Source organism: Halodesulfovibrio marinisediminis DSM 17456 (assembly GCF_900129975.1).
In the GTDB taxonomy this organism is placed as follows: Bacteria; Desulfobacterota; Desulfovibrionia; order Desulfovibrionales; family Desulfovibrionaceae; genus Halodesulfovibrio; species Halodesulfovibrio marinisediminis.
The window spans coordinates 871,548-885,427 of record NZ_FSRG01000003.1; the positions used below are offsets into that span (position 1 = coordinate 871,548).

Consider the following 13,880-nt stretch of genomic DNA (forward strand, 5'->3'; position numbering starts at 1 on the left):
CAGACCGATTTCCGCTGACTTCACATGGACACACGAAATTTACTCCCTCGTGATTTAAGAATTTCATGGCTAAAAATCAAATTTATATCGCAAAGCACGTGCTATCCTGCAGAAATGAGTAATAAACTTTGCCCCCACAAGATGGCGTGAGCTAACAGATTCAGGCTCACGTCAAACCAATGTGTGGCAGCTTGGGGACTATTTCTACAGTCGTTAACAGCAGGTGTAATTATGGAATCACTAGGAATTTGTATTGGTGCTTCTTCTATTGGTATGGTCAGACTCCGCAGAGAAAACGGTTGTACTGAAGTCATCGAACATGATGTGGTTTGCCATGAAGGAAATTCACGTCAGGCTCTATTGTCCATGCTTTCCCGTGTTGAGGACCTCAAAGATTTACGAGTTGCAGCCACTGGGCGAAAGTTTCGCCACTTGCTCGCACTCCCCACCATTTCTGAACCCGAAGCTGTCGAGCTTGCAACAGCCTATTCACTACCTGAAGATCATTCGTATCGTACCGTGATCAGTGCCGGAGGAGAAACTTTTCTGGTCTATAGCTTACGTAATACGGGCGAAGTCGAAATGGTGCATACAGGGAACAAATGTGCCTCCGGTACAGGCGAATTCTTGTTACAACAACTCGGTCGCATGGCTTTGAGCCTAGATGAGTTAGCAGAGATGGATTTCACTGACGAACCACACAAGGTTTCGGGTCGTTGCTCAGTTTTTTGCAAAAGTGACTGTACCCATGCTTTAAACAAGGGCGTTGAAAAAGGCCGTGTCGTGTCCGGTTTATCCAAAATGATGGCAGGCAAGTGCCTTGAGCTTTTGAAGAAGCTCCCTAAAGATAAAGCCGTACTTGTGGGTGGCTGCTCGGACAATGAGTTCATGGTTCGCTTCCTGCGTGATGAAATACCAGATCTACATATTCCAGAAGAAGCCCGATGGTTCGAAGCTCTAGGAGCTGGGCTTTGGGCTTTAGACAACGCTCCTGATAACACTGTCGTAAATGTTATGGGAACAGGGAATGACCTTACTGCTATTTTCAAAGAAAAAAGCACTAGCTTTGCTTTTCATTCCCCGCTTTCCGAATTTAGTGAGCTCGTGGAATTCAAAACACACCCACGCGGACAAGCTCAGCTCGGCGATGAGTGTATTCTCGGGTTAGATGTAGGCTCTACTACCACCAAAGGGGTGGTCATGCGTACTTCGGATTTAGCCGTAATCGCAGATGAATATTTGCGCACAGACGGTGATCCGGTTGGAGCTTCGCGTCGAGTATATTCAAGCTTGGCCGATCAAATTGACGTTCCTATTTCTATTGTCGGCCTAGGCGTCACGGGTTCAGGTCGAGCCATTAGTGGACTGCACGCCCAGACTGACGGGGTAATCAATGAGATCATAGCCCACGCAACAGCTTCTGTGCACTTTGATCCAGAAGTTGACACTATTTTTGAGATCGGCGGACAGGACGCCAAATATACATACATTACTGCTGGAGTTCCATCCGACTATGCCATGAACGAGGCTTGTAGCGCTGGAACGGGATCATTTTTAGAAGAATCTGCCAAGGAGTCACTGGGCGTCGAGACAACCGAGATCGGCGAAATAGCACTTCAGGCAAACCGTCCACCGAACTTCAATGACCAGTGTGCAGCATTCATTAGCTCGGATATAAAAATTGCTATTCAAGAAGGAATGCCCCTGAAGGATATTGTGGCAGGACTCGTTTACTCTGTCTGCATGAACTACGACAATCGCGTAAAAGGTAACCGGCCTGTTGGAAAAAAAGTCTTCATGCAGGGGGGAGTCTGTTATAATGAGGCCGTCCCAGTAGCCATGGCTGCCTTGACCGGCAAACACATTGTCGTGCCACCTGAACCCGGCTTGATGGGAGCCTTTGGCGTAGCTCTTGAAGTAAAAAAACGTATTGGTCAAGGTCTGCTGACGCCTTCTTCCTTTGATTTAAATGAACTTGCAGCCCGTGAAGTAAGCTATAAAAAAACCTTCACTTGTACAGGCGGAAGCGAAAAATGCGACTTGGGTTGCGAAATCGCTCGCATAGTTATCGACGGCTCGACTTATCCGTTTGGTGGAATCTGTAACCGCTGGGAAAATCTTCGTAAAAAACGTGGCGTTGATACTGCGTCCAGAGATCTGGTCGCATGGCGTGAACGACGCTGTTTTCGAGATGCCGAATCTGCGTCTTCCAAGCCGGACATTTCAGATAACCGTCCTGTTATCGGCATAAACCGTTCCTATCTGGTCAATACATATTACCCGCTATTTTCTACTTTCTTCCAAGAGCTCGGTTATCGAGTCGTCCTACCCCAAAATGCAGACACTGAAGCTATGGGGCAACGCGGTGCGGCATTCTGTTTCCCTGGCGAAATAGCTCATGGCTTTATGGGTGATCTTCTTGCCATGGAACCGGACTACTTGTTCCTTCCTCATGTGCGCGGCATCCCGACCGATTCAAATTTTGAAACATCCTGTACCTGCGTTTTGGTTCAAGGCGAACCATACTACTTACGTACCGCTTTCCCTCAAATTGAAGCTATGGGTGACCGTGCGGTTTTTCCAGTGCTGGACTTTTCTAAAGGGCTTGAAGCAGCTCGAAAAGAGTTTTTAGACATTGGCGTACATTTCGGAGCCTCAAAACAGAATGCTGAACAGGCTTACAAGAAAGCCTTGACAGCTCAGCGTCAATTCCATGCCGATCTTCAGAAAAAAGGGAAAGAAGTTCTGAATGAATTGGAACAAGGAGATGATCCTTTTGCCGTGGTTCTTATCGGCAGGCCTTACAACGCCTTTGCTGGAGTTGCTAATAAAGGTATCCCTGCTAAGTTTGCTTCCACGGGAGTAACTATCATCCCCTTTGATATGTTACCGTTAGAAGAAGCAGACCTGGAACAAGATATGAACATGTACTGGGGCATGGGAAGGCTGTTGCTTAAAGCGTCTAGACTGATAAAAGACCATCCGAAACTCTTCGGTTCCTTTATCACCAATTTTTCCTGTGGACCGGACTCATTCCTTCTGAGCTATTTCCGCGAAATTATGGGACGCAAGCCTTCTCTAACGCTGGAACTGGACAACCATACGGCAGACGCAGGCATTGAAACTCGAGTCGAAGCTTTTCTGGACATCATCCGCTATTACCAGCGAATGAACGAACAGTCTGCGATGCAAAGCAAGCCAATACAAAAGAATAAAACCTTTAAGCCCGCCGTGTTTGAAAAACGAAATGGAGATTACGGTGTAGTCACGTCGGACGACGTGTGGTTGCCGTTAACCCACGAGCGGGTAAAGGTAGTATTTCCAAGCATGGGAGAGTACTCCACGAGAATGCTGGCAGCCTCGTTGCGAAGCCAAGGTATTCGAGCTGAAGCCCTGCCTCCAGCAGATGAGGAACGGCTGAAAATTGGACGCGGTAATTCTACCTGTAAGGAATGCTTGCCTCTGCAGCTGACCGTGGGATCCATTCTCCATTACCTGCAACACCGTGATCCAGAAGAAGTCACGGTCTACTTCATGCCTAGTGCTGACGGTCCTTGCCGATTCGGTCAGTATCACGTCTACACTCAACGATTGTTCAACCGCAAGGCAATCCCAAATGCACCAATTTTAACCCCGACATGTACGGACGGCTACGGCGGGTTAAACGAAGGCGCGTTGCTCAGCATGTGGCGCAGTGTCGTTATTAGTGACGTGTTTGAAGAAATGAAGTCTACGGTTTTAGCTGGAGCACGAGACAGAGAAACTGCCCTTGCCCTCTTTAATACCGAATTCATGGCTGTAACTGATGCCTGCTCTCAGGGATGGAAGCAGGGGCTTGCACAACTTAAACGCACAGCATCAACATTGTCCGAAATTGAATTGCGCATGCCATACGAGGAACTGCCTAAAATATCTCTGATAGGCGAAATATTCGTGCGTCACGACGTGATCTCACGACAGGGCCTCATTGAACGCATGGCGGACCGCGGTATCGTGGTCAGAACCGCCCAAGGTACGGAATGGATTAAATATACAGACTGGCTCATTATGAATGGCATTGAAGGCGATACTTCTTTAGCCTTCTGGATGCGTCTCCTGTTCAAGAAATACTATGACACTAAGATCCGGAATATTCTATCTGAGTCAGGGCTGTTCTATCACCACAAACAGGACATCCCCCGAACCATTGAGATTGGTTCCAATTATGTTTCACCGAAATTAGCTGGAGAAGCCATCCTGACCGTTGGAGCAGCTTTCCACGAAATATTCCACCCGTCTTGCGGTATTATTTCCATTGGTCCTTTCGGGTGTATGCCTTCTCGTGTGGCTGAAGCAATTCTTTCAGAGAAATTCACGACACAGAATACTCTTAAGGTGTCGGGGAACAACTCCGTACCCGCATCCCTCTCATCAGAGGATCGCAAGCTTCCTTTCCTTGCTATTGAGACAGACGGTAACCCCTTCCCTCAAATTGTTGAGGCACGGTTAGAGGCTTTTGCACTTCAAGCCAGACGGCTCCATAAGCAAATGATGTAAGTGCGAACTCCGACAATATCATTGTTAGAAGTTAAACCTATCATGATAAAATCCTCCTGAGATGAGGAGGAGCTTATGAATAAAAGAGAAAAACATAGCAGAAATCGTAAAAGGCACCATAGAAAAGCCCGCACACAAGGCAAAGAGAGTATTGTTGAATCGGAAGCCTCAATGATCAAAGACGAGGTTGAACATTCTTTAATGGATACCCATTTACAGGAATCCTTCTTTGATCCCCATAGCTTTAAAGATAAGGATTGGCTTGGACTTGGACCGCTTGGGCCAAAATCTCGCACTACTCATTCATTGATTGATATCGTGCGTGAACAAAAGCTTCGCCGTCATGATGTAAAAATATATTGGAAAGCAGTTAAATATGAGGAAGGACACCTGCACCCAGGTGAAGTAATCCGCAAAAAAGATATTATTCCACCGGACCGTGAATGATAAAACAAACACAATGTTCTTGCCACGGTGTCACCTTCTGGGGTTATTAACAAAAAAAGCTCTTACGATTTCTCGTAAGAGCTTTTTTACTTTCGTTATTACAAAAGGCTAATTTATCCAGCCTCATTGCGGTCTACTCTACTATTTCTAACGCTATCAGCTATTATTGCATCAGGTTATCTTAGCCAACGTTAATTGTTTTCTCTTAAGTATATAGGATCAAACATATTCATTTACGGAGTGTAACCGAATCGTCTTCTAACGGATGGGAATTAGCCCAGAGTCCATCCACAAAGGAAATTCTTCTACAACCGTATAAATGTGTCCCTCAGCCGTCTGTTCACTCTTGTACAAACAAAAGCTTTCCACCTGAAGCACAGGCCAAGCCTGCAAAAGTCCGGCACATGCAACTCCAAAGTCATCACCACCCTCTATTTGTTTCACGCGTCCAAGCGTCAGGTGCGGTTTAAAATTCTCGTTCTGCTTGAAGTCAAAGGCGGCCATAACCTCTTCCACGGCTTCGGCCAGTTCGATACAAGTCTCGGCTCCCTCTTTTATATCCATCCACAATATCCGAGGGCCGTGCACATTCGGAATATATTCCAGAGAACCTGCCCGCATTGGAAAGTCTAGAAACTCAATCAACCGGAGTGCATCTCGAATTTCATCAACCTTCTCTTCATCAACTTTCCCGAGAAACTGGAGCGTCACATGCCACTTTCCCGGCTTGGTCCAGCTTACTCTTGAGCGCAACCGCCCTCTAAGTGTCTCGACCATTGAATTAAGCCGTGCTTCATACTCCTCAGAAACAGGTATACCGACAAATAATTTAGGCATGGATTCAATTTCCTTTCTTAAAAACGATGCCGTTCATTCATTTAAGAAATCTTACCTATTTATTCCCAGCTAACACCAACTAAATCAATGAAAAGAGAAGAAAGCGCCCTTTTTATCATGACTTCTTTGAAGTCCTCCTTAAATTGCCAACAACTTCAAGCGGCTTCATATACCAAATTTAGGCGCAGTTGTTGGTTCCCCGCAGGTCTACAGACCAATCATCTATCAATGCGTCCTGCATACTCTCTGACAACAATATTAGCCCCCACTTTCTACCTTTCAAAATATTCAGGAAGATAATTCTGACTCATTATACCCTGATTCATCCCAGATAATATAATTGGTGAGGGTGAAACCAATCATGATAAACTGCTTCTTACAAATGGAGGCTGTTTTATGCAAAAAAAGAATAAACTCAAAATAATCCGCAGCAAACGACAACGTAAAGCGACACCTGATCATCAGCTGAGAACTCGGCCAGGTCAAACTCTTGAACTTGATCCAACAAGGGTTCGAAAAGATCTGGATATTGTTTCTGATGAAGCTGGTACTCACCCATCCATTTTCGCGCCTCATCAACCCGGCTGTGTGTTTAGTGATACGGATCCTTCTGGGACAACATGTTCAATTGAAGGAGTCGAGACTATGAAGCCAGTACCTAGCGTTGCAACCTCATTAAAGGATGTCATGCAAGAACAAAAGGCTCCCAGAAAGCGTTAAAAAAGTATTACCTCGCTGACTGCGAATGATTTCACGTAAATGCGGAGAGCAATGCCTCCATAAGGGTGAGTGTCGCTGTTGAAATAGGCTATAATAATTAGGTTAATAGCCTTAAACAGCTAAGATTGAACCAAGCTGTTTTCAACAGCTAACATTATCGCACTCTACTCATTTCTTATTGGTGTTGCTCTCCTCATTCTTTTTATTACCGGCTCTTGCATCAAAAAGTTTGGTGCATCGTTACTCATTCTCCGCTTAAGAGAATTCTCTACAAAAGCACTAAGAAGGTCTTCATCGCTGACTAATAATTAATTGATTAAGAATAAACGTCGGAGACTCATCAGAGGGAATTCATGCAGTTATCGCGTAAAGTAAATCTATTTATAGCGTTAGTCTTTGTAGCGCTCATCTTACTTTATATTCAAGTTCAACAGCTTATTATTATGCCAAGCTTTGTCTCTTTAGAAAAAGAGATGGCAGTTGATAATACTGAACGTGTTCTTGAGGCTATAGATAATGAATTCAACCAGCTGGCACCGATAGCATCAGATTGGGCCTATTGGACGACAACTTACGACTATGTGCTAACAAAAGATGAAACCTATGAAAAAGAAGTACTTGTTGGGAGTAAAGCGCTCATCGATTTAAAGATGAACTACATAGGAATTTATGATGTAAATGGTAATGCCGTTTGGAATCGAGCCATCGACTTATCAACTGGCAAAGTGCTCGACATTGGGCTGCTTTCAGGAAAAAAGCTTCCAGCAAAAAATCCGCTGCTGCAATTACATGGTTTGACTGATGAAGTATGTGGCATAATCCCCACTCCGCACGCCCCTATGTTGGTTGTGGCAAAGTCCATTTTAACAAATGAAAATAAGGGGCCAACTGCTGGCACATTTATTTTAGGAAAGTTTTTGGATGAAGCTTGCATTCACTCAATAAGTCAGCAAACAAAATTTCTCATTTTGGCCTCACAGCCTACTTCCAATGCAGCGCCTGCCTTGATTCATACACACACAGCACATGAAAGTATTCCCCACACACAGTATCGGCTAGTGACCACACAGGATTATTGGAAAGTTTATACTACATTGCTCGACTTGCATAAAAAACCAATCTTGACGTTACAAGTGGACACCGCCCGAGATATCTCCACTTATGGGGCAATGGCAGTCAAGCATTCCTTATGGCTTTTGATTACAGCAGGCCTAGCAGTGATGTTTGTTCTTTGGAAGTTTCTTCAACTTGCTGTCATAGCGCCAATAACAACACTAACAAATCACACCATAAAAATTGGTAACAACAACATGCTAGATGAGCATGTTGAAATTAAAGGGAAAGATGAGATAGGAGTTTTAAGCAAAACCTTTAATCAAATGATCGACCGTCTTGCAGAGAGCAGAAAGCAATTAATTGAACAATCGTATCGCTCAGGAGCTAACGACCTGGCAAGCGGAACTCTCCATAATATTAGAAATACAATAACACCATTAAGTGTAAGGCTGTCCACCTTGCAGCAGGCTCTAAAGACGGCTCCACTGTCAGAAATAAGGAAAGCGGCAGAGGAGCTTATAGATCCAACAACACCACAAGAGCGCCTCAACGATTTACTTCAGTTCTTAAAACTAGCCACAGAAGATTTAGAAAGATTATTAGAAAAAAGCTATGATGAACTGACACTGTCGATTCAACAAATTGGCCGAGTGGAAAAATGCTTAGTTGATAAACGTCTGTTGCCCCACTCTGACCAACTTATTGAACCGATATGCATGTTGGATGTTATTAATGAAGTTAAAAAGAGATTAGGGCCTGAAGTTAGGGATACAATAAATATCGAAATTGAAGATAGTGTTGAAAAATGTAGCAATATTGTTGGAACACAAGCCGCATTACAACTTGTTGTAGAAAATATATTAATCAATGCTGCAGAATCAATTGCAACAATTGATCGCAATAAAGGTTGCGTAATAATTTCAGCAAAGAAAAAAGTAACTCCAGAGCAATCAATGGTTGAATACCTTTTTACCGACAACGGGGCGGGGGTGGACCATAATCACATTGATCACTTATTTGAACGCGACTTTAGTACCAAGAATAGAAATGGTGCTGGGTTTGGCCTTCATTGGAGTTCAAATACGATACAGGCTCTGGGGGGGCAGATGTTTATAGAAAGCCCTGGCATCGGGCATGGTGCAACCGTTCATATACTCCTGCCCCTTGCTTAAGAAGTAAGTTGCGCTAACTTTGAAAGAGGAAAAAGCTGTGTATAGTGTGAACTATAGCTCCATCAAAATATTAGTTGCTGATGATGAACCTGATATTCTTGATTCGTATCGGTTAATTCTCGCCCCCAATACTCACTCAACCAGTAGCGCTGTTAATAACCTAAAAAATAAATTGTTTGGCTCAAGCAGTGGCACTCCCTCCTGTCAGCCAGAGCCTAGCTTTGATGTAGTATACACACCAAGTGCGAAAAAGGCAGTACAAGCAGTACAAGAAAGTATTGAAGTTAATGCCCCCTTTGCTATTGCATTTATTGACATGCGCATGCCCCCCGGTCCCAATGGAGCTTGGGCAGCATCACAAATTCGCGCTCTTGATCCCCAAATAGAGATTGTCATTTCTACTGCGTACACAGATTTTACTCCAGAGGAACTCTCTACCCTTGTACCGCCTGCAGGGAAGATGTTCTATCTTCAAAAACCATTTCATCCCTACGAAGTCCGTCAACTTGCGCTAGCCTTAGGACATAAATGGCAAGCAGAAAAAGAAATTACTCAGGTTGCGTACCATGACAACCTGACAGGATTACCCAATCGTGCTTATTTCCTCAGTGAGATAAAAAAAGCTGTTTCTTTTGCGAGAATGCATAAAGAAATGTTGGCACTTTTATTTATAGATCTTGATAAATTTAAACGCATTAACGATGCCCTGGGGCACGATGCTGGTGACGAGTTACTCTGTTCTGTTGCAGAAAAAATTAAAAACTGCTTACGGAGTTCTGATACAGTTTCAAGGTTTGGAGAAGAAGGGGTCGCGAGCACAACTATAGCAAGACTTGGTGGAGATGAATTTACAGTACTCCTTACCAATTTGAAGCACCAAGATAATGCTTTTTCTGTAGCGAGACGGATTCAAGAAGAACTGGCAAAGCCAATAGACATAGCAAATCATCAACTCATTATAACACCAAGCATAGGAATTAGCTTATATCCTAAAGACAGTAGAGATAATCTTGCGTTGTTAAAGCATGCTGATTTGGCAATGTATTTCGCAAAAAATAAAGGCCGTAATAACATACAATTCTATGAAAACTCTATGGATGAAAAAGCTATGCTACGCCTTGACTTAGAGAGTGAATTACGTCTTGCCATTGATAGAAATGAACTATCGCTTAATTTCCAGCCACAAATTAGTTTAACAACTAGAGAGGTTACCGGTCTTGAAGCTTTGCTTTATTGGGAAAGTTCATCATTAGGTATTATCCCTTCGAATGAGTTTATTCCCGTTGCTGAAGAAAGCGGACTCATTATCCCTATTGGAGAATGGGGACTTCAGACAGCATGCCAACAGGTTAAAAACTGGATAGACGCTGGAATAAACATTGAACGCATTTCTATTCCGATTTCAGACATGCAATTCACTAAGACAAATTTCTCACGCACTGTGTCTACCATTCTTGCAGAAACCCAGCTCTCCCCATCAGTTTTGGAGCTGGAAATTTTAGAATCCAGCCTTGCTAAGGACATTGATATGACCAGTAACACCCTTAATGAATTGAAAGCTCTTGGCTTAAAAATTGCGGTTAACAATTTCGGCACAGGGTATTCTCTTCTTAACTACTTAGAGCAATTCCCTATTGACCGACTAAAGATAAACAAAACTTATGTTAAAGCCCTTACTCGGAACCCTGAAGATCAAATCATAATAACTGCAATCCTCGAAATGGGGAAAAGAAAGAACATAAAGGTTACGGCAAAAGGGGTCGAGACAAGTGAGCAACTTCAATTATTGCAAAGAAAAGAATGCTCGGAAGGACAAGGGCGTTACTTCCATCAACCAATGAACGTTGAAGAAACCGAAAAATTCATGCTTGAACAAAAAGAAACGCAAACATAACGTGGCAAACACGTTCAACAAACCATCCCACCTGGCATATTAAGCATGTCTTGTAATTTCATTGCAGTAATAGCCTGCATTTTTACATTAATCATAAAAAAGCCCTTGTAAGACAAGGGCATTATAGCTTCTCTTCTTTTCAAAAATGGGAGAGATTAAAACGTGCAGAGGCTTCAACTCATTTTTACTGTTCCTCTTCATCTAACCCATTAAGGGCTAATTTTTCAGATCGGCAAATATCCTTATCTACCTCAGAATATGCCCATTCTTGCCAGCATTGAACCGGAGTGACCGCTTTAACATGGGGGCACTTACTACACCCTTTGCACCGTTCAGGTTCATTTTTAGGAATCCATCCGTACAGTTCATGAGGACATGCTTCTTTTGCTCTCTCTGCGGATAAAATTTGAAATGCCCTGTGCAACTTCCAGTAACGACGCTCCTCTGACGTTGCGTTGGTCAAAAAAGAAATACGGGCTCTAGCATCTTCGATTAATTCAGGGAAAAAACATCCATTGTCACTCATGCTGACTCCCATTAACACGCTGGTATTACATTTGGGTCAAGATTCCTAATCACGTAATCATACAATACAACGACGTTATCACCATACCACAACACAAAGAATCCTCAAAGAGTGTCTGCTACACTAGGTTATTCAATAAGCAAAAAAAGCGTCATCTGTAGCACCGTATGAACTCTACTCTACGATACTCCCTCTCCTTGAAGAAAGCGCGACGCTTCAGATTATATTGAAACGCCGCGCTCATATATTGCAAATAACTTCATGAGAGCGTTCTAGCGGACGCCCTCGAAGAGGGTTTAGCTACCATCATGTCAGGTCGAAGCGGTCAAGATTCATTACCTTGTTCCACGCAGAGACAAAATCATTCAGGAACTTCTCTTGAGAATCATCACATCCATAAACTTCAGCAATGGCTCGAAGCTGCGAATTTGAACCGAAGATGAGATCAACTCGAGTTCCGGTCCACTTAAGCTCTCCTGTAGCGCGATCACGCCCTTCATATACTTCATCGTCTTTCGAATTAGGTTTCCACGTTGTATTCATGTCGAGAAGATTGACGAAGAAGTCGTTTGTAAGTCTTTCTGGATGGTTGGTGAACGCGCCATGCTGAGACGCTCCGACGTTGGTGTTCAAAACGCGCATCCCACCAACAAGAACAGTCATTTCAGGTGCAGTCAGCGTTAGTAATTGCGCCCGATCAACCAGCAAGTGTTCCGCCGATACCGAGTACTTAGCCTTGAGGTAATTTCGGAACCCGTCTGCTGCTGGTTCGAGCACGGCAAATGAATCTTGGTCCGTTTGCTCTTGTAATGCATCCGTCCGCCCCGGTGTAAATGGAACAGTCACTTCGTAACCAGCATTTATCGCTGCTTGCTCAATAGCTGCGCATCCGCCCATAACGATCAAGTCTGCGAGAGAAACCATTTTTCCACCAGCTTGCGTGCTGTTGAACTCTTTTTGAATTTCCTCAAGAGCCCGCAAAACAATCTTCAATTGAGTTGGCTGGTTGACTTCCCAGTCCTTTTGCGGCGCAAGACGAATACGTGCTCCGTTCGCCCCGCCCCGCTTGTCTGAACCGCGGAATGTGGACGCCGACGCCCATGCGGTCGAAACCAGTTGTGAGACCGACAATCCTGCGGCTAAAATTTTGTCCTTGAGGTCTGCAATGTCCTTTTTGTCGATTAGTTCATGATCAACTGCAGGTACCGGATCTTGCCAAATCAAGTCCTCTGCCGGAACCTCAGGACCGAGATAGCGCGAACGAGGTCCCATGTCACGATGGGTCAACTTAAACCACGCACGTGCAAAGGCCTCTGCAAACACTTCGGGATGCTGCTGGTAAGATCGCGCGATTGGCTCATAGATCGGGTCGAAACGAAGGGAAAGGTCTGCAGTAGTCATCATCGGGCGATGTTTCTTTGAAGGGTCATGCGCATCAACCACCATGTCCTCTTCGTCCACATCTTTTGCCAGCCATTGATTTGCACCAGCCGGACTCTTGACCAGCTCCCACTCATATTTAAACAGCACGTTCAAGTAGCCCATATCCCATTTAGTCGGGTTGGGCTTCCATGCACCCTCGATGCCGCTACTGATAGTGTCACCGCCTTTACCGCTGCCAAAACTGCTCTTCCAGCCAAGTCCTTGTTCCTCAATGTCAGCACCCTCAGGCTCAGGTCCAACATGCGATGGATTTCCTGCACCGTGGCATTTACCGAAGGTATGACCACCTGCAACGAGTGCCACAGTCTCTTCATCGTTCATAGCCATACGTCCAAAAGTCTCTCGAACGTCACGACCTGAGGCAACCGGATCAGGATTGCCATTCGGGCCTTCAGGGTTCACGTAGATCAAGCCCATCTGAACAGCTGCGAGTGGGTTCTCGAGGTCCCGCTCGCCAGAGTAACGCTTATCACCAAGCCACTCGCTTTCAGTTCCCCAATAAATGTCCTGCTCAGGCTCCCAAACATCTTCTCGCCCACCTGCAAAACCGAAGGTCTGCAACCCCATTGACTCAATGGCACAGTTGCCAGCGAGAATCAGGAGATCGGCCCATGAAATTTTCTTGCCATACTTTTGCTTAATCGGCCAAAGCAACCTTCGCGCCTTATCAAGGTTAACGTTGTCAGGCCAACTGTTGAGAGGTGCTAACCGTTGACTACCGGAACCGGCTCCGCCTCGCCCGTCGCCAATACGATATGTACCGGCACTGTGCCACGCCATTCGTATAAACAGAGGGCCATAGTGACCATAATCCGCAGGCCACCACTCTTGTGACGTCGTCATCAATTCAAAGAGGTCCTTCTTCACGGCAGCCAGATCAAGGCTCTTAAACTCTTCAGCGTAATTGAAAGATTTACCCATTGGATTGGACTTTTTACAATGCTGATGCAGAATATTAAGGTTCACCTGATTCGGCCACCAGTCTCGGTTTGATGTCCCACTACCGGCTACCTGGCTATTTGACCTGCCCGTTACCGGACATTTTTTTTCGGTACTCATAAAGGCTTCTCCCATACTCTTTGGAGTTATTTGCTATGCTGCAATAAATAGCTATACAGCCACCTCCCAGCCTACCAAAAGAGTATGTATATTCCTATCAAGCCACTGATGTTATCAATTCTTTGCTATTGATTTTCTATCCACAAAACAATTTCTATGTAGTGATATGACTCTGTGCGAAGGAACCAAA

At 44.6% G+C, this 13,880-nt stretch carries 8 protein-coding genes; 5 read left to right on the plus strand and 3 right to left on the minus strand.

The genetic code is table 11. The features are described from left to right. Window positions 1-231 precede the first annotated feature (231 nt). Both BUR09_RS04190 and BUR09_RS04195 read left to right on the plus strand, forming a co-directional pair. A complete protein-coding gene (locus BUR09_RS04190) occupies window positions 232-4,536 on the plus strand; it encodes an acyl-CoA dehydratase activase (protein ID WP_074215677.1) in 4,305 nt (1,434 codons plus the stop codon). Between the two features lie 75 nt (window positions 4,537-4,611). Next, window positions 4,612-4,983, plus strand: a complete 372-nt coding sequence (locus tag BUR09_RS04195; RefSeq protein ID WP_074215678.1) for a hypothetical protein — start codon at window positions 4,612-4,614, stop codon at window positions 4,981-4,983. 258 nt (window positions 4,984-5,241) lie between these two features. Here BUR09_RS04195 and thpR read toward each other — a convergent pair whose 3' ends face one another. After that, window positions 5,242-5,820, minus strand: coding sequence for an RNA 2',3'-cyclic phosphodiesterase (gene thpR / locus BUR09_RS04200; protein ID WP_074215679.1), 579 nt, complete (start codon window positions 5,818-5,820; stop codon window positions 5,242-5,244). A gap of 396 nt (window positions 5,821-6,216) precedes the next feature. Here thpR and BUR09_RS04205 point away from each other — a divergent pair, with 396 nt between their 5' ends. The 3 genes from BUR09_RS04205 (at window position 6,217) to BUR09_RS04215 (ending at window position 10,662) form a co-directional block, all read left to right on the plus strand. Beyond that, entirely contained in the window at window positions 6,217-6,540 is a 324-nt protein-coding gene (locus BUR09_RS04205; RefSeq protein WP_074215680.1) for a hypothetical protein, read from the plus strand. Between the two features lie 353 nt (window positions 6,541-6,893). Beyond that, a complete protein-coding gene (locus BUR09_RS04210; protein WP_074215681.1) occupies window positions 6,894-8,768 on the plus strand; it encodes a CHASE4 domain-containing protein in 1,875 nt (624 codons plus the stop codon). A 37-nt stretch (window positions 8,769-8,805) separates the two neighbouring features. Continuing rightward, the gene (locus BUR09_RS04215; protein ID WP_074215682.1) at window positions 8,806-10,662 is read left to right on the plus strand and encodes an EAL domain-containing protein; all 1,857 of its coding nucleotides are present in this window, start codon (window positions 8,806-8,808) and stop codon (window positions 10,660-10,662) included. Between the two features lie 184 nt (window positions 10,663-10,846). Here BUR09_RS04215 and BUR09_RS04220 read toward each other — a convergent pair whose 3' ends face one another. Both BUR09_RS04220 and katG read right to left on the minus strand, forming a co-directional pair. Next, window positions 10,847-11,188: a hypothetical protein gene (locus tag BUR09_RS04220; RefSeq protein ID WP_074215683.1), complete on the minus strand. Its 342-nt coding sequence runs from the start codon at window positions 11,186-11,188 to the stop codon at window positions 10,847-10,849. A 306-nt stretch (window positions 11,189-11,494) separates the two neighbouring features. Then, window positions 11,495-13,690, minus strand: coding sequence for a catalase/peroxidase HPI (gene katG, locus BUR09_RS04225; RefSeq protein ID WP_074215684.1), 2,196 nt, complete (start codon window positions 13,688-13,690; stop codon window positions 11,495-11,497). Window positions 13,691-13,880: the final 190 nt, after the last annotated feature.

What these genes read in the sequence shown, in the direction of transcription:
- BUR09_RS04205 (WP_074215680.1), top strand. Translation starts at nt 6,217, where the DNA reads ATGCAAAAAAAGAATAAACTCAAAATAATCCGCAGCAAACGACAACGT.
- BUR09_RS04220 (WP_074215683.1), bottom strand. Translation starts at nt 11,188, where the DNA reads ATGAGTGACAATGGATGTTTTTTCCCTGAATTAATCGAAGATGCTAGA.
- BUR09_RS04195 (WP_074215678.1), top strand. Translation starts at nt 4,612, where the DNA reads ATGAATAAAAGAGAAAAACATAGCAGAAATCGTAAAAGGCACCATAGA.
- thpR (WP_074215679.1), bottom strand. Translation starts at nt 5,820, where the DNA reads ATGCCTAAATTATTTGTCGGTATACCTGTTTCTGAGGAGTATGAAGCA.
- BUR09_RS04210 (WP_074215681.1), top strand. Translation starts at nt 6,894, where the DNA reads ATGCAGTTATCGCGTAAAGTAAATCTATTTATAGCGTTAGTCTTTGTA.
- BUR09_RS04190 (WP_074215677.1), top strand. Translation starts at nt 232, where the DNA reads ATGGAATCACTAGGAATTTGTATTGGTGCTTCTTCTATTGGTATGGTC.
- katG (WP_074215684.1), bottom strand. Translation starts at nt 13,690, where the DNA reads ATGAGTACCGAAAAAAAATGTCCGGTAACGGGCAGGTCAAATAGCCAG.